General features: G+C 67.6%; 18 protein-coding genes, 2 tRNA genes and 4 pseudogenes. 21 read left to right on the forward strand and 3 right to left on the reverse strand.

What is annotated here, in order from left to right; genetic code table 11:
- Window positions 1-1,148 (reverse strand): annotated as a pseudogene (locus DL544_RS13980) (pyridoxal phosphate-dependent aminotransferase).
- A gap of 178 nt (window positions 1,149-1,326) precedes the next feature.
- On the opposite strand from DL544_RS13980, the pseudogene ccmA reads away from it, so the two are divergent.
- The 11 genes and pseudogenes from ccmA (at window position 1,327) to DL544_RS14035 (ending at window position 9,690) form a co-directional block, all read left to right on the forward strand.
- A pseudogene (ccmA, locus tag DL544_RS13985) lies at window positions 1,327-1,954 on the forward strand (heme ABC exporter ATP-binding protein CcmA).
- Window positions 1,951-2,642 (forward strand): annotated as a pseudogene (gene ccmB / locus DL544_RS13990) (heme exporter protein CcmB). Before ccmA ends, ccmB begins: the two co-directional pseudogenes overlap by 4 nt.
- Before the next feature lie 43 nt (window positions 2,643-2,685).
- A complete protein-coding gene (gene ccmC / locus DL544_RS13995; protein ID WP_005417651.1) occupies window positions 2,686-3,456 on the forward strand; it encodes a heme ABC transporter permease CcmC in 771 nt (256 codons plus the stop codon).
- Complete coding sequence (locus tag DL544_RS14000; RefSeq protein ID WP_005417652.1) at window positions 3,453-3,641, forward strand: heme exporter protein CcmD; 189 nt, start codon at window positions 3,453-3,455, stop codon at window positions 3,639-3,641. The genes ccmC and DL544_RS14000 overlap by 4 nt, the downstream gene beginning before the upstream one ends.
- Window positions 3,638-4,099 (forward strand): cytochrome c maturation protein CcmE, encoded by a 462-nt coding sequence (gene ccmE / locus DL544_RS14005; protein ID WP_005417653.1) that lies wholly within the window; start codon window positions 3,638-3,640, stop codon window positions 4,097-4,099. The genes DL544_RS14000 and ccmE overlap by 4 nt, the downstream gene beginning before the upstream one ends.
- Window positions 4,100-6,019 carry a heme lyase CcmF/NrfE family subunit gene (locus DL544_RS14010; protein ID WP_065186051.1) on the forward strand — a complete coding sequence of 640 codons (1,920 nt, stop codon included), beginning with the start codon at window positions 4,100-4,102 and terminating at the stop codon, window positions 6,017-6,019.
- Window positions 6,020-6,027: 8 nt separating this feature from the next.
- Window positions 6,028-6,645 (forward strand): DsbE family thiol:disulfide interchange protein, encoded by a 618-nt coding sequence (locus DL544_RS14015; RefSeq protein ID WP_005417655.1) that lies wholly within the window; start codon window positions 6,028-6,030, stop codon window positions 6,643-6,645.
- A gap of 4 nt (window positions 6,646-6,649) precedes the next feature.
- Window positions 6,650-7,099, forward strand: a complete 450-nt coding sequence (locus DL544_RS14020) for a cytochrome c-type biogenesis protein (RefSeq protein WP_065178270.1) — start codon at window positions 6,650-6,652, stop codon at window positions 7,097-7,099.
- Complete coding sequence (locus DL544_RS14025; RefSeq protein ID WP_065178269.1) at window positions 7,093-8,082, forward strand: tetratricopeptide repeat protein; 990 nt, start codon at window positions 7,093-7,095, stop codon at window positions 8,080-8,082. The genes DL544_RS14020 and DL544_RS14025 overlap by 7 nt, the downstream gene beginning before the upstream one ends.
- A 150-nt stretch (window positions 8,083-8,232) precedes the next feature.
- Window positions 8,233-9,345, forward strand: a complete 1,113-nt coding sequence (metX, locus tag DL544_RS14030) for a homoserine O-acetyltransferase MetX (RefSeq protein ID WP_065178268.1) — start codon at window positions 8,233-8,235, stop codon at window positions 9,343-9,345.
- Complete coding sequence (locus DL544_RS14035) at window positions 9,346-9,690, forward strand: DUF1294 domain-containing protein (protein WP_065178267.1); 345 nt, start codon at window positions 9,346-9,348, stop codon at window positions 9,688-9,690.
- A 98-nt stretch (window positions 9,691-9,788) separates the two neighbouring features.
- Here DL544_RS14035 and cydC read toward each other — a convergent pair whose 3' ends face one another.
- Both cydC and cydD read right to left on the reverse strand, forming a co-directional pair.
- A complete protein-coding gene (cydC, locus tag DL544_RS14040; protein WP_065196625.1) occupies window positions 9,789-11,462 on the reverse strand; it encodes a thiol reductant ABC exporter subunit CydC in 1,674 nt (557 codons plus the stop codon).
- Complete coding sequence (cydD, locus tag DL544_RS14045) at window positions 11,459-13,204, reverse strand: thiol reductant ABC exporter subunit CydD (RefSeq protein WP_065178265.1); 1,746 nt, start codon at window positions 13,202-13,204, stop codon at window positions 11,459-11,461. Before cydD ends, cydC begins: the two co-directional genes overlap by 4 nt.
- A 228-nt stretch (window positions 13,205-13,432) precedes the next feature.
- Here cydD and DL544_RS14050 point away from each other — a divergent pair, with 228 nt between their 5' ends.
- The 10 genes and pseudogenes from DL544_RS14050 to pgaD all read left to right on the forward strand — a co-directional run bounded on the left by DL544_RS14050 (window position 13,433) and on the right by pgaD (window position 24,120).
- Window positions 13,433-15,022 carry a cytochrome ubiquinol oxidase subunit I gene (locus DL544_RS14050; protein ID WP_053501033.1) on the forward strand — a complete coding sequence of 530 codons (1,590 nt, stop codon included), beginning with the start codon at window positions 13,433-13,435 and terminating at the stop codon, window positions 15,020-15,022.
- 15 nt (window positions 15,023-15,037) lie between these two features.
- Entirely contained in the window at window positions 15,038-16,189 is a 1,152-nt protein-coding gene (gene cydB, locus DL544_RS14055) for a cytochrome d ubiquinol oxidase subunit II (protein ID WP_069139781.1), read from the forward strand.
- Window positions 16,190-16,242: 53 nt separating this feature from the next.
- The gene (gene cydX / locus DL544_RS14060) at window positions 16,243-16,359 is read left to right on the forward strand and encodes a cytochrome bd-I oxidase subunit CydX (protein WP_005410354.1); all 117 of its coding nucleotides are present in this window, start codon (window positions 16,243-16,245) and stop codon (window positions 16,357-16,359) included.
- A 55-nt stretch (window positions 16,360-16,414) separates the two neighbouring features.
- Window positions 16,415-16,491, forward strand: a tRNA-Pro gene (locus DL544_RS14065).
- Window positions 16,492-16,631: 140 nt separating this feature from the next.
- Window positions 16,632-16,708: transfer RNA gene (locus tag DL544_RS14070), tRNA-Pro, on the forward strand.
- A gap of 224 nt (window positions 16,709-16,932) precedes the next feature.
- Window positions 16,933-18,138, forward strand: a complete 1,206-nt coding sequence (locus tag DL544_RS14075) for a CynX/NimT family MFS transporter (RefSeq protein ID WP_065178262.1) — start codon at window positions 16,933-16,935, stop codon at window positions 18,136-18,138.
- Window positions 18,139-18,480: 342 nt separating this feature from the next.
- The gene (gene pgaA, locus DL544_RS14080; RefSeq protein WP_139727391.1) at window positions 18,481-20,508 is read left to right on the forward strand and encodes a poly-beta-1,6 N-acetyl-D-glucosamine export porin PgaA; all 2,028 of its coding nucleotides are present in this window, start codon (window positions 18,481-18,483) and stop codon (window positions 20,506-20,508) included.
- A 1-nt stretch (window position 20,509) separates the two neighbouring features.
- Complete coding sequence (pgaB, locus tag DL544_RS14085; RefSeq protein ID WP_139727393.1) at window positions 20,510-22,396, forward strand: poly-beta-1,6-N-acetyl-D-glucosamine N-deacetylase PgaB; 1,887 nt, start codon at window positions 20,510-20,512, stop codon at window positions 22,394-22,396.
- A gap of 1 nt (window position 22,397) precedes the next feature.
- A pseudogene (pgaC, locus tag DL544_RS14090) lies at window positions 22,398-23,653 on the forward strand (poly-beta-1,6-N-acetyl-D-glucosamine synthase).
- Entirely contained in the window at window positions 23,650-24,120 is a 471-nt protein-coding gene (pgaD, locus tag DL544_RS14095; protein WP_065186043.1) for a poly-beta-1,6-N-acetyl-D-glucosamine biosynthesis protein PgaD, read from the forward strand. Before pgaC ends, pgaD begins: the two are co-directional and overlap by 4 nt.
- Window positions 24,121-24,213 lie beyond the last annotated feature (93 nt).

Raw genomic sequence — 24,213 nt, forward strand, 5'->3', positions numbered from 1 at the left:
TCACAGCAGCCGCAGGCGTTCGATCGCCGCGTCCATGGTCGCTTCGTTCTTGGCAAAGCACAGGCGCACCAGGCGCTGGCCGGCCGGCGGAGTCTCGTAGAACGGCGACAGCGGAATGGCGGTCACGCCCTTCTCGATGGTCAACCACTTCACGAACTCATGGTCGGGCAGGTCGCTGATGGCCGAGTAGTCCACCAGTTGGAAGTAGCCACCCGGCACCGGCAGCGCTTTCAGGCGCGTACCGGCCAGCTGCTCGCGGAAACGGTCGCGCTTGGCCTGGTAGAAGGCGCCCAGTTCCAGGTGGTGTTCGGGTTCGTCGCGGATCATCGCGGCGAAACCGTACTGCGCCGGGCCGAAGCTGGTAAAGGTGTTGTACTGGTGCACCTTGCGGAACTCGGCGGTCAGCGCCGGCGGCGCGATCGCATAGCCGATCTTCCAGCCGGTGCAGTGGTAGGTCTTGCCGAAGCTGGAGATCACGAATGCGCGCTCGCGCAGCTCCGGGTAGCGCAGCGCCGACTCATGGCGACGGCCGTCGTAGATGATGTGCTCATACACTTCATCGGAAATCAGGTAGATCTGCGTGCCGCGCAGCAGTTCGGCCAGCGCCTGCATGTCCTGCGCCGACAGCATCGCGCCGGACGGATTGTGCGGGGTGTTGACGATCAACATGCGGGTGCGCGGGGAGATCGCTGCACGCACGCGATCCAATCGACGGCGAAGGTCTGCGGATCGAGCGACACATGCACCGCCTTGGCGCCGGCCAGGTCGATCGCCGGCTCGTAGCAGTCGTAGGCCGGGTCGAGCACGATCACTTCCTCGCCCGCACGCACCACGGCGTGGATGGCGTTGAAGATCGCCTCGGTGCCGCCGCTGGTGACGGTGATCTCGCTGTCCGCATCCACCTGCGCGCCGTAGCAGTCCAGCGCCTTCTGGGCGATGGCCTGGCGCAGCGGGGCCACGCCGGTCATCGGCGGGTACTGGTTCAGCCCGGCGGCCATCGCCTTGGCAGTCTCATCGATCAGGCGCTGCGGCGCGGAAAAGTCCGGGAAACCCTGGCCCAGGTTGACCGCGCCGTGTTCGGCGGCGAGCTGGGACATCACGGTGAAGATCGTGGTACCGACCTTGGGCAGCTTGGTGGTGGGTTGCATCGGCCTGGACTGTGGGGAACAAGGCCCTCGAGTTTACGCAATCCGCGCGTCGGTGGTGCCGGCCGCTGGCCGGCAACCTCGGCTGGCAGTTGGAGAAATTGCCAGCCAGCGGCCGGCACTACCCTGCGAATTCACCGCTACAATTGCGACCGCACTCCGGCATGAAGACCCCTGCCCCTTGAACACCCCTGCATTGCTGGCCGCCAGCGGCCTGAGCTTCTCCCGCAATGACGAGCCGGTGTTCGGCCCGCTGGACTTCCATGTGGACGCGGGTGAAGCCCTGCTGGTGCAGGTGGCAACGGCGCCGGCAAGACCACCCTGCTGCGCGTTCTGGCCGGCCTGGCCCGGCCCGGCGCCGGCCAGGTGCGGATCGACGGCAAGCCCTCCAGCAACGCAGAGCGTGCGCGCTATGTCGCCTATCTCAGCCACCTGCCGGCGCTGAAGCCGGACCTCGGCACGCTGGAAAACCTGCACTTCCTGTGTGGCCTGCACGGCCGCCGTGCGCGGCAGATGCCCGGCAACGCGCTGGCCATCGTCGGCCTGGCCGGTTACGAGGACACTCTGGTACGCCACCTGTCGGCCGGGCAGAAGCGGCGGCTGGCACTGGCGCGCATCTGGCTGTCGCCGGCGCCACTGTGGCTGCTCGACGAACCCTACGCCAACCTCGACCTGGAGGGCATCACCCTGGTCAACCGGATGATTTCGGCGCACCTGCGCGCCGGCGGCGCTGCGCTGGTCACCACCCATGGCGCCTATGCCGCACCGCCGTACGTACCCGCCAGCTCGACCTCGGCGGTGCCGCATGATCGCGCCGGGTACCGAACCAGGCCTGTGGCAGACCGCAGGCGCCCTGCTCAAGCGCGACCTGCGCCTGCTCTGGCGCCGCCGCGGCGACGCGCTGCAACCGCTGCTGTTCGCGGTGCTGGTGGTGGTTCTGTTCGCGCTGGCCAGGGTCGTGAGCCACAACTGCTGGCCGCCACCGCCGGCGCCGTGCTGTGGCTGGCGTGCTGCTGGCGGGACAGCTGTCGCTGGATTCGCTGTTCCGTTCCGACGCCGAAGATGGCTCGCTGGAGCAATGGCTGCTGGCGCCGGTGCCGCTGCCCTGGCTGGTACTGGTGCGCGTGCTGCTGCACTGGGCCACCACGGCACTGCCGCTGATCGTGGTCAGCCCGCTGCTGGCCGAAATGCTGCATCTGCCGCATGACCAGCTGCCGATGTTGCTGGCATCGTTGCTGCTGGGCACGCCCTTGCTGAGCCTGATCGGTGGCGTGGTCGCCGCACTGACCGTTGGCATCCGGCGCTCTGGTATTCTCGTGGCGCTGCTGTCGTTGCCGCTGTACGTGCCGGTGCTGGTGTTCGGCGCAGCAGCCTGGCGGCAGCCGGGCGCGGCAGGATCCGGTCGGTGCGCTGCTGATGCTGGGCGCCGGCCTGCTGGTCGCGCTGGTGCTGGCGCCGCTGGCCACCGCCGCTGCAATACGTATTTCTCTGAGTTGACCGAGCTGAGAGCCAATCCACCCCTGCTGGATAGCCGCCACGCATGAATCCGATTGTCCGCTGGTTCCACCAACTCGGTTCGCCTCCCACGTTCGACCGTTTCGCTGCCCGCTGGTCGCGGGTGTTCTACCTTGCTGCAGTGCCGGTGCTGCTGGTCGGCATGTGGCAGGCGCTGCTGGTGGTGCCGCCTGAAGCCAAGCAGCTGGACAGCTTCCGGATCCTCTACATCCACGTGCCCAGTGCCTGGATGAGCCTGTTCGTGTTCGCGCTGATGGCGCTGTATGCCGCGATCGCGCTGATCTGGCGGATCAAGGTCTGCGAGATCCTGGCCATGGCCTGCGCGCCGATGGGCGCCGGCTTCACCCTCATCACCCTGCTGACCGGCAGCATCTGGGGCAAGGGCACCTGGGGCACCTGGTGGGACTGGGACCCGCGCATGACCAGCGAACTGGTACTGCTGTTCCTGTACCTGGGCGTGATCGGCCTGTACCACGCCATCGAAGACCGCCGCAGCGCCGCGCGCGCCGCTGGCCTGCTGGCGATTGTAGGTGTCAGCCTGCTGCCGGTGATCCGCTATTCGGTGGACTGGTGGGGTGGCCTGCACCAGCGCCAGTCGATCAGCGTGTTCGGTGAATCGGCGATCAGCAGCGCGATGATCGCGCCGCTGTGGTGGATGGTGATCGGCACCAAGTTCTGGTTCGCCGGTTCGGTGCTGGCCAAGGCCCGCGCCGACAATCTCGACCGCGAGGCCGGCAAGGCCTGGGTCGGCGGCCGTGTCGATGCCGCGCGCGCCTCCCGGGAGGCCCAGCCATGACCCACCTGCCCTATGTGATCGGCGCCTACGCCGTATTCGTGCTGGTACTCAGCGCCGATGCCCTCGGTTCGTGGCTACGCCTGCGCGTGGCGCGCCGGCTGGCACTGGCCCGCCAGCAGCGGCAGCAGACCCGCGCTGGCAGGCAGGACGCGGCGACGACGCTGTCGACGGAGCTGGAACGATGACCCCGGTGCAGCGTCGCCGCCTGGTGTGGGTGCTGCTGGCCCTGCTCGCCTCCGGCCTGGCCACCGCGCTGGTGGCGATGGCGCTCGAGCGCAACATCGCCTACCTGTACACCCCTTCGGAAGTGCTGCGCGGCGATGTCGATGCACAGTCGCGTTTCCGCTTGGGCGGCATGGTGGTGAAGGGCTCCTTCAACCGCCCGGTCGGCTCGCTGGAGGCGCGCTTCGAAGTGACCGACGGCGATGCACAGCTGGCGGTGACCACCTCGCGGATCCTGCCGGACATGTTCGCCGAAGGCACCGCGGTGGTCGCCAGTGGCCGCCTGCAGGACGGTGTCTTCGTCGCCGACGAAGTGCTGGCCAAGCACGATGAGAAGTACGTGCCGAAGGAAGTGGCCGACAAGATGGGCGATGCCCATCGCAAGCACGACGTGCCGGTGACGGCCCCCGAGGTGCGCTGAGTGCTGCCCGAACTGGGTCAGATCCTGCTGTTGTGTGCGTTGCTGGCCTCGCTGCTGCAGGCCGGCCTGCCGCTGGTCGGTGCGCATCGCAACAACGCGGCATGGATGGCAGTGGCGCGGCCTGCCGCCTTCGCGCAACTGCTGCTGTTGGCCGGCGCCTTCGCGGTGCTGACCGCCGCGTTCGTGCAGCAGGATTTCTCGGTGCGCTACGTGGCCGAGAACTCCAATTCGCTGCTGCCGCTGATCTACCGCTATTCGGCGGTGTGGGGCGCGCATGAGGGCTCGCTGCTGATGTGGGCGCTGGTGCTGGCATTGTGGACCGGCGCGGTGGCGCTGTTCTCGCGGCACCTGCCGGCATCGGTGCAGGCGCGCGTACTGGCGCTGATGGGCATCGTCAGCGTCGGCTTCCTCGCCTTCCTGATCTTCACCTCCAATCCGTTCCTGCGCCTGAACCCGGCGCCGCTGGAAGGCCGCGACCTCAATCCGCTGCTGCAGGATCCGGGCCTGATCATCCACCCGCCGATGCTGTACATCGGCTACGTGGGCTTTGCGGTGCCGTTCGCGTTCGCGGTGGCGGCATTGCTGGAAGGTCGCGTGGATGCGCGCTGGCTGCGCTGGACGCGGCCGTGGACCAACGTTGCCTGGGGCTTTTTGACCCTGGGCATCGCATTGGGCAGCTGGTGGGCCTACTACGAGCTGGGCTGGGGAGGCTGGTGGTTCTGGGACCCGGTGGAAAATGCCAGCTTCATGCCGTGGCTGGTCGGTGCGGCACTGATCCATTCACAGGCCGTCACTGAAAAGCGCGGCACCTTCGGCAGCTGGACCCTGCTGCTGGCGATCGCCGCCTTCGCGCTGTCACTGCTGGGCACCTTCCTGGTGCGCTCGGGCGTGCTGACCAGCGTGCATTCGTTCGCCGCCGATCCCTCGCGCGGCCTGTTCATCCTGGTGTTCCTGTCGGTGCTGGTGGGCGGCAGCCTGCTGCTGTATGCGCTGCGTGCCAGCCAGCTGAGCGTGGACGCCGACGATCCGCGCCGTGGCTTCACCGCCACCTCGCGCGAGACCCTGCTGCTGGCCAACAACCTGCTGCTGGCCACCGCCTGCGCAATGGTGCTGCTGGGCACGCTGTACCCGCTGCTGGCCGATGCGCTGTCGCTGGGCAAGATCTCGGTCGGCCCGCCCTACTTCGGCAGCCTGTTCCTGCTGCTGATGGCACCGATGATCCTGTTGCTGCCGTTCGGCCCGCTGGTGAAATGGCAGCGTGACCAGCCCTCGCGCGCCTTCGCGCTGCTGGCACCTTGGCTGGGACTGGCGCTGCTGCTGGGCGCGCTGGCCTGGTGGCAGGCGCCGCAGAACGGCTGGAAGGCCGGCATCGGCGTCGCCGCTGCGGCCTGGGTCGCACTCGGCACCGCACGCTTCGTCTGGCAGCGCCTGCGCGGCAACGGCCGCTTCACCGCCGAGATGCTCGGCATGATCGTCGCCCACGCCGGCATCGCCGTGTTCCTGGCGGGCGCGCTGCTGGTGGAAGCGCTGAACGTGCAACGCGAAGTGGCGCTGGCGCCTGGCCAGCAGCTGGTGATCGGTCGCCACGAAGTGCGCTTCGAGGGCGTGGACCATCGCGAAGGGCCGAATTTCATCGCCGACCGCGGCCACCTGCGCGTGTTCCTCGACGGCCGCGAGCTGGCCCTGCTGCATCCGGAAAAGCGCCAGTACGCCAGCGGCGGCCAGGTGATGACCGAGGCCGGCATCGATGCACGCTTCGACGGCGATGTCTACGTGGCATTGGGCGAGCCGCTGGGCAACAATGCATGGGCGGTACGGGTGCACATCAAGCCGTTCGTGCGCTGGATCTGGCTGGGCGCGCTGCTGATGGCCCTGGGCGGATTCATCACCGCCGCCGACCGCCGTTTCCGTCGTCCGTAGGAGTTCCCATGTCCGAGTCCCCCGCCCCGCGCCCCTCCCGCCCGCTGCCGCCGGTAGCCATCGTGATCGGCGTGCTGTTCTTCTTCGGCCTGCTCGGGCTGATGATCTACGGGGTGATGAAATCGGGCGACCCGCAGCGCGACGTGCTGCCGTCGGCCCTGATCGACAAGCCGGCGCCGGCGTTCGCGCTGCCGGTATTGCATGACCCGGAAATGATCGTACACAGCGACGACCTGCGCGGTGCGCCCTATCTGCTGAACGTCTGGGGCAGCTGGTGCGCGGCCTGCCGCGAAGAACATCCGGTGCTGACCCGCTTTGCCGAGAGCAAGCGCGTGCGCGTGATCGGCTACAACTGGAAGGATGATCCGACCGACGCGCTGCACTGGCTGGAACAGCTGGGCAACCCGTTCATGGTGGTGCTCAGCGACGTCGAGGGCCGCACCGCGATCGACTGGGGCGTGACCGCCGCACCGGAGACGTTCCTGGTCGATGGCAGTGGCATCGTGCGCTGGAAGTACAGTGGCGCGATGACCCAGCGCGTGGTCGACGAGAAGCTGATCCCGGCACTGCAGAAGATCGAGAAGGCCCAGGGCAGTGCCGGCAACACCCTGCATACGGCGCCCTGAGCCGATGCGCTGGCTGCTGGCGCTGCTGCTCCTGATGGTGCCGCTGGCCGCACTGGCCCAGCAGCCGCTGCACGATCCGCAGCCGCTGCAGTTCCGCGATGATGCCGAGGAACGCCGCTTCCATGACCTGGCCGCGCAGCTGCGCTGCGTGCAGTGCCAGAACCAGTCGCTGGCCGATTCCAATGCGCAGATCGCGCAGGACCTGCGCCGCGAGGTGCTGCAGCTGATGCAGCAGGGCCACGACGACGCACAGATCAAGCAGTTCCTGGTCGCCCGCTACGGTGAGTTCGTGCTCTATCAACCACCGTTGCAGCCGGGCACCTGGCTGCTGTGGGGTGGCCCCCTGCTGGTGCTCGGCGCCGGTGCACTGGTGGTGCTGGGCATCGTCCGCCGACGTGGACGCACCGTCGGCGCGGCACCGGCCGGCAAGGCCGATGAAGGAGACGAATGGTGAACCATTGGCTGCCGGTGCTGGCCGGCCTGGTTGCTGCGCTGATGGCAGCACTGGTGCTGTGGCCGTTGCGCCACCAAGGTCGTCGCGGTTTCGTGGTCGGCGTGTTCGCACTGGGCGTGGCCGGTGCCTGCCTGTACCTGCTGGTCGGTGATCCGCGTGCAGCACAGGTGCAGCCGACGCCGTCGGTAGCCACCCTGCGCGATGGCGTGCAGGCCCTGCAGGATGCACTGAAGCGCGACCCTCAGCGTGCCGATGGCTGGGCATTGCTCGGGCGTTCGCAGGCCGAACTGGGCAATGCCTCAGCTGCGGCAGACGCCTTCGCGAAGGCCGCCGAATTGGCACCGGATGATCCGGGCGTGCTGGTGGAAGCCGCGCAGGCGCGCGCGCAGGCTGATGCCGGCAAGCAGTTCGACGACACCGCGATGGCCTGGTTGCAGCAGGCACGTACACTGGCCCCCGACGCCGAGCGCGCCAGCTGGCTGCTGGGCATCGCCCTGCGGCAGCGCGGAAAGAACGCCGAGGCTGCGGACGTGTGGAGCGGCCTGCTGCCGCGACTGGAACCGGGCGCCGCGCGGGCGCTGCAGGCGCAGATCGCGATTGCCCGCGAGGCCGCTGGCCAGGCGCCCGATGCTGGCGCTGCGGCGCCAGCGGCGCTGCTGCAGGTGCGCGTGCAGCTGCCGGCACTGAAGAACGCCGACTGGCCAGCCAGCACCCAGGTGTTCGTACTGGCGCGCGCCGTGGATGGACCGCCGATGCCGGTGGCCGCTCGCAAGCTGCCGCTGGCCGGCTTCCCGGCCACGGTTGCGCTGGGCGACGCTGACAGTCCGATGCCAACCGCACCGCTGTCGGCCCATCGCGAAGTGGAAGTGCTGGCACGCATCTCGCGCAGCGGCAGCGCCAACCGCAGCGAGGATGACCTGCAGAGCGTTCCGGTGAAGGTAAGCCTGCCGCATGAGGGCGTGGTGGAGCTGCGGTTTCCATAACGCGCCGCCCGGTAGTGCCGGCCGCTGGCCGGCAACCACGCAGGCGCATCAGGATTCATGAGGTTGCCGGCCAGCGGCCGGCACTACCTGCATCGCCGATGGAAACCAGCGTGTCGCCAGCTCCACATGCGGCCCCGCTAGAATGCCCGCATGACTGAATTCATCCCACCCGGCACCCGCTTCCACGCTCTGCCCTCGCCCTTCCCGTTCAAGCGCGGTGGCGCCCTGCATGGCGCACGGGTGGCCTACGAGACCTGGGGAACGCTGGCCGCCGATGCCAGCAATGCGATCCTGATCGTGACCGGCCTGTCCCCAGACGCGCATGCAGCGGCCAACGAGGCCAACCCGGCACCGGGCTGGTGGGAAGCGATGGTTGGCCCCGACAAACCCATCGATACCAACCGCTGGTTCGTGGTGTGCGTGAATTCGCTGGGCAGCTGCAAGGGCTCGACCGGCCCCGCTTCGCTCAACCCGGCCAGCGGTGAGCCCTACCGCCTTGATTTCCCCGAACTGTCAATCGAAGACGGTGCCCGTGCTGCGGTCGAGGTCGTGCGTGCGCTGGGCATCGGGCAGCTGGCCTGCGTGGTCGGCAACTCGATGGGCGGCATGACGGCCCTTGCCATCCTGATGCTGCATCCGGGCATCGCGCGCAGCCACGTCAACATTTCCGGCAGCGCGCAGGCGTTGCCGTTCTCGATCGCCATCCGCTCGCTGCAGCGCGAGGCGATCCGCCTTGACCCGCGCTGGAATGGCGGCCACTACGACGATGCCGAGTACCCCGAGTCCGGCATGCGCATGGCGCGCAAGCTGGGCGTGATCACCTACCGCTCCGCACTGGAGTGGGATGGCCGCTTCGGCCGCGTACGGCTGGATTCGGACCAGACCGACGACGATCCGTTCGGCCTGGAATTCCAGGTGGAAAGCTATCTGGAAGGCCACGCACGGCGCTTCGTGCGTTTCTTCGATCCGAACTGCTACCTGTACCTGAGCCGCTCGATGGACTGGTTCGACCTGGCCGAGTATGCCGACGGCGACGTGCTGGCCGGGCTCGCGAAGATCCGGGTGGAGAAGGCGCTGGCGATCGGCGCCAACACCGACATCCTGTTCCCCGTGCAGCAGCAGCAACAGATTGCCGATGGCCTGCGCGCCGGCGGTGCCGATGCGCACTTCATCGGCCTGGAATCTCCGCAGGGCCACGACGCCTTTCTCGTCGATTTCGAGCGTTTCGGCCCGGCCGTGCGCGGCTTCCTCGACGCGCTGTAAGTGGCGTGGCGGCGTAATCTCGCGCTGGCTGCTTTCGGCGCGTTGGCTGCATTGATGATCAGCGGCGTGCTGCCGCTGTGGCTGGGTGGCTGGTGCGTGCTGGCCAGCGCGGTGTCGTTCGGCCTCTATGGCCATGACAAGCGCGCGGCGCAGCGAAAGCAGTGGCGGATTCCCGAACGCACGCTGCAGCTGCTGGCGTTCGCCGGCGGCTGGCCCGGCGCGCTGCTGGGCCAGGCGATGTTCCGCCACAAGCACCGCAAGGCCGCGTTCCAATGGGTGTTCTGGCTGTGCGTGCTGGCCAACGTGGCCTCGATCGCGGTGATGCTGCGCGAGTTCTCGCGGTAACCGTTCGAATGGGTAGTGCCGGCCGCTGGCCGGCAACGTCATGATGTTCGACGCGGATGCGTGGTTGCCGGCCAGCGGCCGGCACTACCGGGGTGTTGTCACGCTTCGCGCTCCAACACCCCATCACGCAACCGGTACTGCGCATCGACCACGCCTTCGGGCAGGTCGTCGTGGGTGATCATCAACAGGCTGCGCCCGTCCAGCAACCCGGAGAGATCCTGCAGCAGCGCACGTGCAGTATCCACGTCCAACCCTTCGGTTGGTTCGTCCAGCAGCAGGATCGGCGCGTTGCGCAGCAGTGCCCGCGCCAGCGCCAGCCGTCGCGCCTGGCCAGCCGACATCGTCGCGCCGTTCTCGCCCACCCAGGCCTGCAGGCCACCGTTGCGCTCGGCCCAGTCGCCCAGGCGCACGCGACGGAGGACCGCCCACAAGGCGGCGTCGCTGGCATCGGGATCGCCCAACCGCAGGTTTTCTGCCACGCTGCCGGCAAACACCGGTGCGTTCTGTGGCAGCCACGCCAGTTGCTGGTGCCACTCAGCCTGGGCGACGTCGCGCAGATCGCGGCCACCATAGGTGATTCGCCCCTGCTGCGGATCCCACAGCCGCAGCAGCAGGCTGGACAGCGTGGTCTTGCCACTGCCGCTGTCGCCGCGGATGGCAATGCGTTCGCCTGGCGCCAGGGTCAGCTGGAGACCGGACAGCACCGGCCGCGCCGCGCCCGGCCACTGGAAATGCACATCGTCCCAATGCACGCGCGCGGCTTGCGGCACCGGCTGTGGCACTTGCGGATCGTCCACCGTCGGCGGTTGCTCGACGATCGCCTGCAGGCGATCTGCGGCAATGCGCCCGGACTGCAGCGACTGCCAGGCCAGGCCCATGCCGGCCCACAGTTCGATCAACGCCACGGTCAGGAACACGAGGCCCGCCGCCATCTCCGGCGCGATGCGCTGCCGTTCGGCGGCGTGCAGGGCCAACGCCAGCATCGCCACCAGGCCCAGCCCGGCCACCAGGCCGTGCAGGGTCGAGGCCGCGACCAGGCGCCAGCGACGGCGGCGGTCACGCGAGGCCAACTGCTTGGCTGCCACGCGCACCTTCAGCTGCCACGCGGCATCGGCATGCAGCGCGGCCAGATCTCCCGCCCCTTCCAACCCTTCAAAGGCCGCGGTGCGCAATGCGGCGCGATGCGCGGCGCGGTCGGCTTCTTCCTCATCGTGGCCACGCACGCCCAGCCACGGCACACCGAAGGCGATCAGCAGCGCCAGCACCGCCAGCAGCACTGCCGCCGACGGCAGGATCAGCGCCGCCGATGCAACCGCCACCACCGACAGCGCACCCAGTGCCACCAGCGGCCCGATCGCCCGTACCAGCAGGCCATCCACCTCGCCGATGTCGCCCAGCAGTCGCGCCAGCAGCTCGCCGGTGCGCGTAGCGCCCAGCCGTGCCGGCGCCAGTGGCAGCGCGCGGCGGAAGAACCAGACGCGCAGATCGCGGGCGATGCGCAGGGTGGCATCGTGGCCCACCAGCTTTTCGAAGTAGCGCGACACGATGCGCGCCAGGGTCAAGCCACGGATACCCGCAGACGGCGAGAAGAAATTGAATCCCTGCCCCAGGCCTGCGGCACCGGCCAGCGCGGCCGCGGTGAGGAAACCACCGGACAGGCCCAGCAATGCAGTGCCGGCCAGCATCGTGGTCCACAACAACAGGATCGTCAGCAACAGGCGCGGACGATGGCGCAGGAACACCGCGCGCAGCGAATCGGGCGAACGGCTCATGCGCGCACCGCCTGTGCCGGTTCCACCAGGCGGCCTTCCGGCAGCAGCAGGCAACGATCGGCCCAGGCGATCACCGCCGGGCTGTGGGTGGCGACCACCACGCTGCGGCCACGTGCATATGCGGCCAGGCTGCGCAGCAATGCCGCTTCGGTATCGGCATCCAGGAACGCGGTGGGTTCGTCCAGCAGCAGCACCTGCGGATCACGCAGCAGGAGGCGGGCCAGGCCGATGCGACGCGCCTCACCACCGGACAGGCCGAAGCCACGTTCGCCGATCACCGTATCCAGCCCCTGCGGCAGGCGCTGCGCAAACTGCAGTACCTGCGAAGCCTCGGCCACCGCGCGCAGGCGCGCATCGCTGGCGCCGGGATCGGCCAGGCGCAGGTTGTCGGCGATGCTGCCGTGGAACAGGTACGGACGCTGGCTGGCATAGGCCACCTGCACGCCGGGACGCACCTGCAGCTTGCCGGCACGCGGCGGCAGCCAACCGGCCAGCGCCTCCAGCAACGTACTCTTGCCGGACCCGCTGGGACCGACCAGGGCCAGGCGCTGGCCCGGTTCCAGCAGCACGTCCAGATCCTGCAGCACATCGTGCGGCGCGCCCAGCGGACGCAGCACCAGACCCTGTGCCCGCAGCGGCGGCAGCGCGGCCTCGGCCGGCTCCACCGCCAGCGGCGCGGCTTCGTTCTCGATCAGGCCCTGCTCACCGGGCAGCGACTGCAGCAGGCGCTCCACCTCAGCAGCGGCAGCCAGCGCATTGGCACGGTCGTGGTAGTGCGCGGCCAGCCGTCGCAGCGGCGCATAGAATTCCGGCGCCAGCAGCAGGCAGAACAGGCCCGCCCCCAGCGTCGGTACCGCTGCATGCAGCGACATCATGCCCAGATAGCTCAGCCCGAGGTACAGGGCGACCATCGCCACGCTGACCGAGGCGAAGAACTCCAGCACCGTGGACGAAAGGAAAGCGATGCGCAGAACCTTCAGGGTGCGCACGCGCACGCCTTCGGCAGCTGCCTCGATCCCCTCCAGCTCAGCCTCGCCGCGGCCATACAGGCGCAGCAGGCCCAGGCCCTTGATGCGGTCGGCGAAATGGCCGCTCATCCGCGCCAGCTCACCCAGCTGCGCGCGGCCGGCCGCTTCGGCCCCCCAGCCCACCAGCATCATGAAGAACGGTACCAACGGTGCAGTGAACAGCAGGATCAGCGCCACCACCCAGTCGACCCAGGCTACGGCGGCCAGGATCAGCAGCGGCACCACCACCACTTCGGTGCGTACCGGCAGGAAACCGCTGTAATAGCTCTCGATCGCATCAGCGTGATGCAGCATCAGTTCGCCCAGTTCGCCGGTGCGGCGCTGGCGCAGCCACAGCGGCCCCAGGCCAAGCAGGCGTCCGAACACGCGTTCACGCAGGGCCAACCGCGCGGCATCGGCCACATCACCGGCGGCGGCCTGGGTGGCGCTGCCCAGCAGCGTGCGCGCCACCAGGATCGCCGCCAGACCGCCCAGCACCGGCAACCCCGAGGCCAGCGGCGCGCGCTCTACCAGCACCTGCTGCACCAGCCAGGCGATGGCGGCCGCCTGGCCGATCAACAGGGCACCGGACAGGCTGATGCACAGTGCCGCCAGCCGCTGGCGGCCTCGAGCAGGCCGCGCCAGATCGGCCAGCCACGCGCTGCGGGCGCGCCGCTGGCGGGTCGTTTCGGCGTCCTGGGACAGGGCGACGGAGGAGGTTTCGGCAGCGCTCAAGGGGTCTTCACGGGCAACGGGGGAGACACGGCATTGTAGGCGCAGGCAATGGCCGGCCTCTGCGGCCAGCAGTCGCAGTCTTCATCAGGTTGGCATACGATCAACCGGGGCACCTGTTCATACATTGATCTGGATCAAGGCTGTTTGAAGTAGTCGGTCACATCATTCACGTCGTAGACCACCCTTCCCGCCACCTGCAACGGCACTATCCAACGAGGTAGCCAGGCCATGATTGATCAGACAGTCGTAGAACTGTCGCGGCTGCAATTCGCGCTGACCGCGATGTACCACTTCCTATTCGTACCGCTCACCCTCGGCCTGTCCTTCATGGTGGCCATCATGGAGAGCGTGTACGTGATGACCGGCAAGGAGATCTGGCGCAGGATGACCCTGTTCTGGGGCGTCCTGTTCGGCATCAACTTCGCCATGGGCGTCGCCACCGGCATCGTCATGGAATTCCAGTTCGGCATGAACTGGTCCTACTACAGCCACTACGTCGGTGACATCTTCGGTGCGCCGCTGGCCATCGAAGGCCTGATGGCCTTCTTCCTGGAAGCCACCTTCGTCGGCCTGTTCTTCTTCGGCTGGAACCGCCTGACCAAGGTCAAGCACCTGATGGTGACCTGGCTGATGGCGCTGGGTACCAACCTGTCGGCGATCTGGATCCTGGTCGCCAACGGCTGGATGCAGAACCCGACCGGTGCGGTGTTCAACCCGGAAACCATGCGCATGGAAGTGGTCGACTTCATGGCGGTGGTGTTCAACCCGGTGGCGCAGGCCAAGTTCGTGCACACCGTCAGCGCCGGTTATGTGACCGGTGCGGTGTTCGTGATGGCGATCAGCGCCCTGTTCCTGCTGCGCAACAAGCACAAGGACCTGGCCCGTCGTTCGTTCGCGGTGGCCGCAGCGTTCGGCCTGCTGTCATCGCTGTCGGTGGTGGTGCTGGGTGACGAGAGCGGTTACGCCGCCAGTGAACACCAGAAGATGAAGCTGGCCGCGATCGAAGCGATGTGGGAGACCGAGCGTGCGCCGGCCGACTTCACCGCCTTCGGCATCCCGAACCAGGACACCCACCAGAACGACTACGCGGTGAAGATCCCGTACCTGATGGGCCTGATCGCCACCCGTTCGTTGAACCAGCCGATTCCGGGCATCCTGGAACTGGTCGAGCGCGCCGAACACCGCGTGCGCGGTGGCCAGCTCGCCTACGGCGCGCTGGAACGCCTGCGTGCGAACAAGAACGACGTGGAAGCGCGCGAGATGTTCGACCGCCACTGGCAGGACCTGGGACACGGCCTGCTGCTCAAGCGCTATCGCGATGACATCCTCAACGCCACCCCGCAGGAAATCTCGCAGGCGGCGATGGACACGGTGCCGCGCGTGATGCCGCTGTTCTGGACCTTCCGCGTGATGGCCGGCCTGGGGTTCTACCTGATCGCCTTCTTCGCGCTGGCCTTCTACTACTCGTGCCGCAACAACTTCCAGGACAAGCGCTGGTTCCTCAAGCTGGCCCTGTGGACGCTGCCGGCACCGTGGATCGCGATCGAGTGCGGCTGGTTCGTCGCCGAATACGGCCGCCAGCCGTGGGCGGTCGATGGCGTGCTGCCGACCTTCTATGCGGCATCGGGCCTGGCCCTGCATGAAATCGTGCTGACCCTGGCCGGCTTCACCGCGATCTACACCGCGCTGATCGTGGTCGAGATCAAGCTGATGCTCAAGGCGATCCGCAAGGGGCCGGACGAACTGCTGCCGTCGCTGCAGTCGCCCCAGCCGCATGCTTCCCACAATGCCTCGGCGCCGGCCGCCGGCCAGGCCTGAGGCAGGAGAACCAAGATGGATTTCATTCTTCTGGACTACACCACGCTGCGCGTGATCTGGTGGCTGCTGCTCGGCATCCTGCTGATCGGCTTCGCCGTGATGGATGGTTTCGACCTGGGCGTGGGCACCCTGCTGCCCTTCGTCGCCCGCACTGATGCCGAGCGCCGCCGGGTGATCAACACCATCGGCCCGGTCTGGGAAGGCAACCAGGTGTGGCTGATCCTGGGTGGCGGCGCGATCTTCGCCGCCTGGCCGCCGCTGTATGCGGTCAGCTTCTCCGGGTTCTACCTGGCGATGTTCGTGATCCTGTTCGCCCTGATCCTGCGTCCGGTCGGCTTCAAGTTCCGCAGCAAGATGCCCAGCGAACGCTGGCGCAACACCTGGGACTGGGCGCTGTTCATTGGTGGCTTCATTCCCGCACTGATCATGGGCGTGGCCGTGGGCAACGTGCTGTTGGGCGTTCCGTTCCATTTCGATGACAGCATGCGCATCTTCTACACCGGCTCGTTCTTCGGCCTGCTGATGCCCTTCGCGCTGCTGGCCGGCCTGCTCAGCGTGTCGATGCTGGTCGCCCACGGTGCGGCCATGCTGGTGATCAAGACCGACGGCCCGGTGGCCGATCGTGCTGCCCGCTTCGGCAGCATCGCGGCAATCATCGCCTTCGTGCTGTTCGCAGTGGGTGGCGCCTGGGTGGCCTTCGGCCTGCCGGGTTACCAGATCACCTCGCAGGTGGTTACCGATGGCGCCACCAATCCGCTGCTGAAGACCGCCGAACTCGGCGCCGCCGGTGGCTGGATGCGCAACTACAGCGCGATGCCGGCCACGATCCTGGCCCCGCTGCTCGGCCTGGCGGGCCTGCTGGCCAGTGCGGTGCTGCTGCGTGCCCGTCGTGGTGGCCTGGCCTTCATCGCCTCCGGTGCGGCCATCGCCGGCATCATCCTGACCGTCGGCTTCGCCATCTTCCCGTTCCTGCTGCCGTCCTCGAGCCAGCCCACCTCCAGCCTGACCGTGTGGGATGCCTCGTCCAGCCACCTGACCCTGTGGATCATGCTGCTGGCCACGGCGGTGTTCCTGCCGATCATCCTCGCCTACACCACCTGGGTGTACCGCGTGCTGAAGGGCAAGACCACCACCGAAGAGATGGGCAACAACCCGAACGCCTACTGATTGCCGGTGTGCCGGCCGACGGTCGGCACACTCTTGAACAAAGGAGATTGACCATGTGGTACTTCGCCTGGATTCTCGGTGCCGGCCTCGCCTCGACGGTGGCCATCCTCAACGGCATGTGGTTCGAAGCCCGCGAGCAGAACCGCATCGAGAAAGAAAATCGTCGCTGAGCTGTAAAAAAACCTTGCCGCCCTGGCCTTCACACGGTATCTTAGGCGGCTCCTTCGGGGTGTAGCTCAGTCTGGTAGAGCGCTACGTTCGGGACGTAGAGGTCGCAGGTTCGAATCCTGTCTCCCCGACCACTCACGTGGTCGCATTGAAGCCTGGTGAAGTCATCCAGGCTTTTTTGTTCCCTGAGGTGGCACTGCTTCGGCAGTGTGAAGAAAACAGCATTCACCCCTTGCCGCCATCGGGGTGAATCGCTAGAATAGGCGGCTCCCTTCGGGGTGTAGCTCAGTCTGGTAGAGCGCTACGTTCGGGACGTAGAGGTCGCAGGTTCGAATCCTGTCTCCCCGACCACTTCGGTGGTCACCAAGAAGCCTGGAAGACATCACTGTCCTCCGGGTTTTTTTGTACCCGGCGCCAGGCCGCCCGCATGACGGGACCTTGCCGGAGCGCACACGTACAATGGCCGCGCTGCCGGCCCACCTGCAGCCACCACTCCCCCACCTGCCGCTTCGGCGTAGACCGATGCCGGCGCTGCATGCCATTGCCGCGGCGTGCGACACCTGCAAGGACCACCGATGAGTTCCTCCACTTCCGATTCGCCGTCGCTGCTGCACGGGCGCGTGCTGGCTTTCGCCGCCATCCTGCTGGCAGCGATCAACCTGCGCACCGCAGTAACGTCGATCACGCCCCTGCTGGACGTGCTCGGCCAGCAGTTCGGCTTCGGTACCACCATGACCGGCGTACTGGGCATGCTGCCGACCGCCTCGTTCGCGCTGTTCGGCGTGGCCACGCCGGCACTGGCGCGGCGCCTGGGCCTGGAACGCACTACGCTGCTGGCAATGCTGATGGCGATGGCCGGCCTGCTGCTGCGCTCCAGCGCCGGCAACGTCGGCACGCTGCTGCTGGGCTCGGTAATCGCGCTGGCCGGCATGGGCATCGGCAACGTGGTGGTGCCGCCGCTGGTGAAGCGTTACTTCGCCAACAAGGTCGGCACCATGAGCACGCTCTACATCAGCGTGCTGCAGCTGGGCACGATGCTGCCGGCGCTACTGGCAGTACCGGTGGCCAACGCTGCAGGCTGGCGCGTGTCGCTGGGCATGTGGGCGCTGCTTGCACTGGCCGCCGCGCTGCCGTGGCTGGTGCTGGCCAGGCGCGCACCGAAGCCGCTGGCCGACGCCGCCGATCCCACCGCGCAGCCGCACGGAAAGGTCTGGCGCACGTCGCTGGGCTGGAGCATGACGCTGATGTTCGGCATGACCTCACTGATGACCTATTCGATGTTCACCTGGCTGCCGCGCATCGTGGTCGAGGCCGGTGGCACGCCTGCATTCGGTGGCGTGATGGTAGCGGTGTTCTCGGCACTGGGCCTGCTGCCGTCACTGGTCATTCCGTCGATGGCGGTACGCATGCAGAACCCGTTCCCGCTGGTGCTGATCGGCTTCTTCTCGTTCGTGATCGCCTTCACCGGGCTGCTGCTGGCGCCGATGAAGGCTCCCCTGCTGTGGGCCTGCCTGCTCGGCGTCGGCCCGTCCACCTTCCCGCTGGCGCTGACCCTGATCAACCTGCGCACCCGCACCCCGGCCGGCTCGGCCGCGCTGTCGGGCTTCATGCAGGGCGTGGGCTACAGCTTCAGCTGCCTGGGCCCGTTCCTGGTCGGCTGGCTGCATACCGTCAGCAATGGCTGGACGCTCCCGTTCAGCTTCCTGTTCGGCTGCGCCACCCTGATGCTGTGCGCCTCGTGGGTCGCCTGCAAGCCCCGCAAGCTGGAAGATCTCTGGTAGCCCGGCCGGGGCCGCCAGACGGCCCCGCCTACCGCTCGTCAGACACCGGGCAATCTTGACGCCGAACTGACAATTCCGGGCGGATAGTGCCCACGAATGCCCTTCCTTGCCGCGTGCCGGCATCGGGCATGGGGGCGGCAGCGCCGCCCAGGCCACCACTCGGTGTGCGGGGGACTCTCGTTTCAGACAAGACATTGCAGGTCGCTGTCCGGGTTGTATCCGTCTTCAATGGGCGGGAACGCACGAAGGGAGTGACGCGGGCCACGGCCACGCCAAATACTGGCATGTGACTTGCGTCACATTTTCGCAGGTTGTCTGGTTCGGAAGCCAAGGGGGTCCCCAATGGTTGTCCACCGCCGGCTGGCGCTCTGCGTCGGCCTCGCATGCACCGCTCTGGCCTGGGCCAGCGGCGCCGCTCCGACCGACCGCGACGCGGCCCTGGCCGAGATCGCCCGCTACCGCGACCAGGCCCGCTGGCTGGATGCGCTCGGCGCAATCGAGCGCGCCAGCCAGCAGCAGCCCAACGACGATCTGCTGTTCAAGCTGCGCGTGCTGACCCTGGGCGACATCGGCAATGCCTGGCGCGCCTGGGAGCTGTACCAGCAGCGGCCGCAGCTGTTCGACGACGCCCAGAAGCAGCGCCTGGAAGGCGACTACCTGGCCAAACTCGTGGTCTGGAGCCTGGCCTACAGCAGCAGCGAGGACAGCCGCCTGGAAGAAGCCGAATCGACCCTGGCGCGCATGCAGCGCTACATCGGCGGCGAAGGCACCCCGCCCTCGCAGGCGCCACTGCGCATCCGCATGGACCGGCTGATCCTGCTCAACCGGCTGGGCCGCCATGCGCAGGTCCGCGAGGAAGCACGAGCCCTGCAGGCCGAAGGCCACACCCTGCCCGACTACGTGCTGCCTGCCGTGGGCGATTCGTTGATGGGCACCCTGCACCCGGAAGAAGCCATTCCGGTACTGCAGGCAGCCGTCGCTGGCGATCCGGCGCGCGACGCCTCGCATTCGGAACTGGCCTACGCCTACCTGGAAAGCGAGCAGCAGGAAAAAGCGATCGACCTGCTGCAGGCATGGCGCGACAAGGAGCCGGCGTGGCGCTGGAGCAACGGCAAATCACCGTACGCGAACTGGTCACGCTACGAGGCCGATCTCAACCTGGCAATGGTGCGCGCTTACAGCGGCGACCTGGTCACCGCGCAGCACGACCTGGAGTCGATGGTGGACATCGCACCCGGCAACGGAGGCCTGCAGAGTGCGCTGGGCAGCGTCTACATGATGCGCGGCTGGCCACGCAGGGCGCTGCAGCGGCAGCAGATGGCACACGCGCTGGACCCGCGTGACATCGAACCGCGGCTGGGCATGGAAGAGGCCTACGTCGCCCTGCAGCGCGACGACCTGGCGCGGCCGCTGCACGATGACCTGGTCGCACGCTATCCCACCCAACCGGCTGTCGAACGCATGGACCAGGCCTGGCGTGCGCATCGCGGCTGGCAGCTGAAGGCATGGACCGACATCGGCCGCAGCTCCGGTGGCGGTGGCACCTCGCCACTGGGCAACAACGATCGCCACTACGGTGTGGAAGTGGAGACACCGATCCTTGATGACCGCTGGCGGTTGTTCGCCCTGGCCGACCGGCGCTCGACCGATTTCCAGGACCAGCGCATCGATCCCCTGTGGCTGGGTGCGGGCGTGCGCTACCGCTTCGGGCAGCTGGATGCGGAAGCGGCCGTCCTGCGCGCCAACGACCACATCGGCGATACCGGCCTGCGGGTCGGCGTCGGCTGGCAGTTCAACGATTACTGGCACGCCGGCCTGGTGGCCGCGCGCAATGATCCAGACGCCTCGATGCAGGCACGCGCGGCCGGCATCAGCGCCGACAGCGTGAGCGCACAGGTGGACTACCGGCGCAGCGAGCTCACCCATTGGATGCTCGGTGCCAGCCGCTTCCGCTACGACGACGGCAACCATCGCGAACTGTTCAGCACCAGCATTGAACAGCGCCTGTTGACCCGCCCGCGCTGGCTGCTCGATGGTCTGGCCAGTGCCTATACCAGCCGCGGCAGCCGCGACGACGCGCCCTACTTCAATCCGAAGCGCGACCGCATGGTCGAGATCGGCCTGCGCATCGACCAGCAGCTGTGGCGCCACTACGAGCGCCACTTCCGGCACCGGCTGACCGTCTCGCTGGGTGACTACTGGCAGGACGGGTTCGGCAGTGCGCTGGTGCCGACGGTGTCCTACATGCACGAGTGGCAGCTGGGCCCGGGCCGCGTGCTCGAATACGGCGTGCGCTGGTCGCGGCCGGTCTACGACGGCCACCGCGAGCGTCATATCGGCTTCGAAGCCGCACTGCGCTGGGGAGACTGACATGGCCTGCTTCCTGCGACTGATCGTGCTCCTGCTGCTGGCCGCCATGCCGCCGGCGTTCGCGCAGCAGGCCGCGCATCTCGATGCGATCGACAATGGCCTGCTGATCCTCAGCTACCACGACATCCGCGACCAGGTCGCGGCCAAGGGCGATGCCGATACCTATGCGGTGAGCACGCAGAACTTCGCCGCACACCTGGACTGGCTCGGCGCGCATGGTTATCACCCGGTCTCGCTGTCGCAGGTGATCGATGCCTCGCAGGGGCGGGCCACGCTGCCGCCCAAGCCTGTGCTGCTGACCTTCGATGACGGCCTGCGCAGCGTCTACGACAAGGCCTTCCCATTGCTGCAGGCCTACCGCTACCCGGCACTGGTGGCGGTAATCACCGACTACGTGGACATGGCTCCGGGACGCACCATCGACTACGGGTACCGGCCGTTCGGCCGCGATGACTTCGTCACCTGGGCGCAGCTGAAGCAGATGCACGACAGTGGCCTGATCGAAGTGGCCAGCCACACCGACGACCTGCACCACGGCGTGCTCGCCAATCCACAGGGCAATTCCACGCCCGCCGTGGTCACCCGCATCTACAGCCCGGCCACGCACAGCTACGAGACTGAAGCGCAGTATGGGCAGCGCCTGCGCACCGACCTCGCGCGCAGCGTGCAGCGCATCGAGCAGCACCTGGGCGTGCGCCCGCGCGCCATCGTCTGGCCGTACGCGGCCTACAACCAGTTGAGCAATGACATCGCCGAACAGCTGGGCATGCCGGTGTCCTTCGATCTGGAGGGCCGCAGCACGCCGGTGGCCAGCGACCTGCATGGCCTGGCGCGCTTCCTGGTCAGCGACAACCCGACCGTGGAAGGCCTGGCCTACGAGCTGCGCCGCGATGTCGCGCTCGATGGCATCCGTGCCCTGCAGATCGACCTGGATGATGTCTACGACGCTGACCCGGCGCAGCAGGCACGCAACCTCGATGCGCTGGTCGAACGGGTCAAGCGCATCGCGCCGACGCACGTCTACCAGCAGGCGTTCGCCGATCCGGACGGCAACAACACGGCCGATGCGCTGTACTTCCCCAACCGTCACATGCCGATGCGGGCGGACCTGTTCAGCCGCGTCGCCTGGCAACTGAAATCCCGCGCCGGCGTGAAGGTCTACGCATGGCTGCCGGTGCTTGGCTTCGAGCTGCCCGACCCGGCGCAGCGCAAGGCGCTGGCGATCCGCAACGGCGATGCCGACGGCATGTACCGGCTCGACTTCACCAACCCGAAGGCCCGCCAGATCATGCTCGACATCTACGAGGATCTGGCGGTCAATTCCTACTTTGAAGGCCTGCTGTTCCATGACGACGGCTACCTGCGCGACACCGAGCTGCCGGCACTGGCAGCCGGCGGCGATGGCAGTGCGCGCACGCAGGCGCTGATCAGCTTCACCCTGGCGCTGCGCGACAGCGCGCAACGCTGGCGCCCGAAACTGGCCACCGTGCGCAACCTGTACGCTGAGCCGGTACTCCGCCCGCAGAGCGAGGCCTGGTTCGCGCAGCGCCTGGACCTGTTCAACAAGGCCTATGACCAGACCGCGCTGATGGCGATGCCGTGGATGGAAGGCAGCAAGCACCCCGAGCGCTGGCTGGACCAGCTGCTGGCCGCAGTACGCGCACACGACCCGCAGCTGCAGCACACCCTGTTCGAGCTGCAGACCGTCGATTGGCGCAACGGGCAACCGATTCCCGCCGAGCGCCTGCGCGCACAGATCCGCCAGTTGCAGGCACAGGGCGTGCACCACTTCGCCTGGTACCCGGACGATTTCATCGCCGACCAGCCCTCCACCCGCGATGCCCGCGCGGCGATGTCCGCCGGCACCTTCCCGTACCCGGAGAAGTGACATGGACATGCATCCGCTGCTGCAGGTCCTGTTCCAGTTCGCTTTCTACTACCCGATGGTGATGGCGTTCTTCTGGATGTCCGGCGGCCTCTACTACTACTACCGGCGCGAACGCCACTCGCGCCCGCGCAACGACCCTCCATTGATGGTCGATCCCCCTTCGCGAGCCTGCTGGTGCCCTGCCACAACGAGGCAGAGAATCTGGATGACACACTCACTGCGGCGCTGGCCCAGCGTTACCCCGCCGACTACGAAGTGATCGCCATCGATGATGGCAGCAGCGATGACACCGGCGCGCGGCTGGATGTGCTGGCGGCAAGGCACCCGCGGCTGCGCGTATTGCACCTGGATCGTAACCTGGGCAAGGCCAATGCGCTGCGCATGGGCGCACTGGCCGCTCGCTCGGAGTACCTGGTGTGCATCGACGGCGATGCAATGCTGGAGGAACATGCGCTGCACTGGATGATCTGGCACCTGGTCAGCGGCAACCGGGTCGGTGCGGTCACCGGCAACCCGCGCATCCGCAACCGCTCCACCTTGCTCGGACGCCTGCAGGTGGCCGAGTTTTCCTCGATCATCGGCATGATCAAGCGCGCGCAGCGCGTATACGGGCGCATCTTCACCATCTCCGGGGTGATCGCCGGCTTCCGCCGTACCGCCCTGCATCAGGTCGGCTGGTGGTCGGATGACATGGTGACCGAGGACATCGACATCAGCTGGCGCCTGCAGCGCGCGCACTGGGACATCCGCTACGAACCCAATGCGCTGTGCTTCATCCTGATGCCGGAGACCCTCAAGGGCCTGTGGCGGCAGCGCCTGCGCTGGGCCCAGGGCGGCGTGGAGGTGATGCTGCGCCACGCGCGCTCGCTGCTGCACTGGAAAGAGCGGCGCATGTGGGGCGTGCTTCTGGAGTACGTGCTGAGCGTGATCTGGGCCTACACCATGTTGTTCATCGTGCTGCTGTGGGCACTGGGCAAGTTCGTCGAGCTGCCGCCGCAGCTGCATATCGCCAGCCTGCTGCCGCAGTGGCATGGCGTGATCCTGGCGCTGGTCTGCCTGCTGCAGTTCGCCAGCAGCCTGATCATCGACCGACGTTACGAAACACAGATTGGACGCAACTATTTCTGGGTCATCTGGTACCCGATGGCGTACTGGCTGATCAGCCTTTCCACCACCCTGGTGGCGTTGCCGAAGACACTGCTGCGCCGTCGCAGCAAGCGCGCCACCTGGACCAGCCCTGACCGGGGGATCCGATGAACGCGCAACGCCCGTCCAACCGCTTCGACTCACGGATGATCCGCAAGCCACACCGCCAGCCGCGCTTCCAGCGCACCGCCTGGGGATTCGTCACCCTGGCGTTCTGGGGCTTCTACTTCTACCTGTGGGCGCCCCTGGTGACCCTGTTCTCGTGGTTGGTTGGCGGCCAGCTGGCCTGGCAGCAGCTGTACGAACGGCAAAGCCAGTTCGATCCCTACGTGCTGGTGGCATTGCCGCTGATGCTGCTGGGCGCCAGCGTGCTGCTGATCGGCTGGGCCGAGTACAACCGCGCCCGCTTCCGTGGCCACGAACGCCGCCTGCCGCGGCCACTGGCCAGCCTCAACGAAGTGGCCGCCGATCTGGGTGCCAGCACGGGGCTGGCCGAACGCCTGATGGGCTGCAAGGCCGCCACGTTGCACATGGATGATCACGCACGTCCGGTCGGCATCCGCCGCGAGGTGGTGTAGCCCGACAACCCGGTGGGGTGCCGACCCTGGTCGGCGCTTGTGCCTGGTGGGTGCCGATCATGGTCGGCACCGGGGTCTGCCGCGAAGAACACC

The organism is Stenotrophomonas sp. pho, from assembly GCF_006228405.1.
Classification (GTDB): Bacteria; Pseudomonadota; Gammaproteobacteria; order Xanthomonadales; family Xanthomonadaceae; genus Stenotrophomonas; species Stenotrophomonas sepilia.

Coding starts and splice junctions, on each gene's coding strand:
- cydX (WP_005410354.1), top strand. CDS start 16,243: ATGTGGTACTTCGCCTGGATTCTCGGTGCCGGCCTCGCCTCGACGGTG.
- cydB (WP_069139781.1), top strand. CDS start 15,038: ATGGATTTCATTCTTCTGGACTACACCACGCTGCGCGTGATCTGGTGG.
- DL544_RS14075 (WP_065178262.1), top strand. CDS start 16,933: ATGAGTTCCTCCACTTCCGATTCGCCGTCGCTGCTGCACGGGCGCGTG.
- DL544_RS14000 (WP_005417652.1), top strand. CDS start 3,453: ATGACCCACCTGCCCTATGTGATCGGCGCCTACGCCGTATTCGTGCTG.
- metX (WP_065178268.1), top strand. CDS start 8,233: ATGACTGAATTCATCCCACCCGGCACCCGCTTCCACGCTCTGCCCTCG.
- cydC (WP_065196625.1), bottom strand. CDS start 11,462: ATGAGCCGTTCGCCCGATTCGCTGCGCGCGGTGTTCCTGCGCCATCGT.
- DL544_RS14025 (WP_065178269.1), top strand. CDS start 7,093: ATGGTGAACCATTGGCTGCCGGTGCTGGCCGGCCTGGTTGCTGCGCTG.
- ccmE (WP_005417653.1), top strand. CDS start 3,638: ATGACCCCGGTGCAGCGTCGCCGCCTGGTGTGGGTGCTGCTGGCCCTG.
- pgaD (WP_065186043.1), top strand. CDS start 23,650: ATGAACGCGCAACGCCCGTCCAACCGCTTCGACTCACGGATGATCCGC.
- pgaA (WP_139727391.1), top strand. CDS start 18,481: ATGGTTGTCCACCGCCGGCTGGCGCTCTGCGTCGGCCTCGCATGCACC.
- pgaB (WP_139727393.1), top strand. CDS start 20,510: ATGGCCTGCTTCCTGCGACTGATCGTGCTCCTGCTGCTGGCCGCCATG.
- DL544_RS14020 (WP_065178270.1), top strand. CDS start 6,650: ATGCGCTGGCTGCTGGCGCTGCTGCTCCTGATGGTGCCGCTGGCCGCA.
- DL544_RS14050 (WP_053501033.1), top strand. CDS start 13,433: ATGATTGATCAGACAGTCGTAGAACTGTCGCGGCTGCAATTCGCGCTG.
- ccmC (WP_005417651.1), top strand. CDS start 2,686: ATGAATCCGATTGTCCGCTGGTTCCACCAACTCGGTTCGCCTCCCACG.
- DL544_RS14015 (WP_005417655.1), top strand. CDS start 6,028: ATGTCCGAGTCCCCCGCCCCGCGCCCCTCCCGCCCGCTGCCGCCGGTA.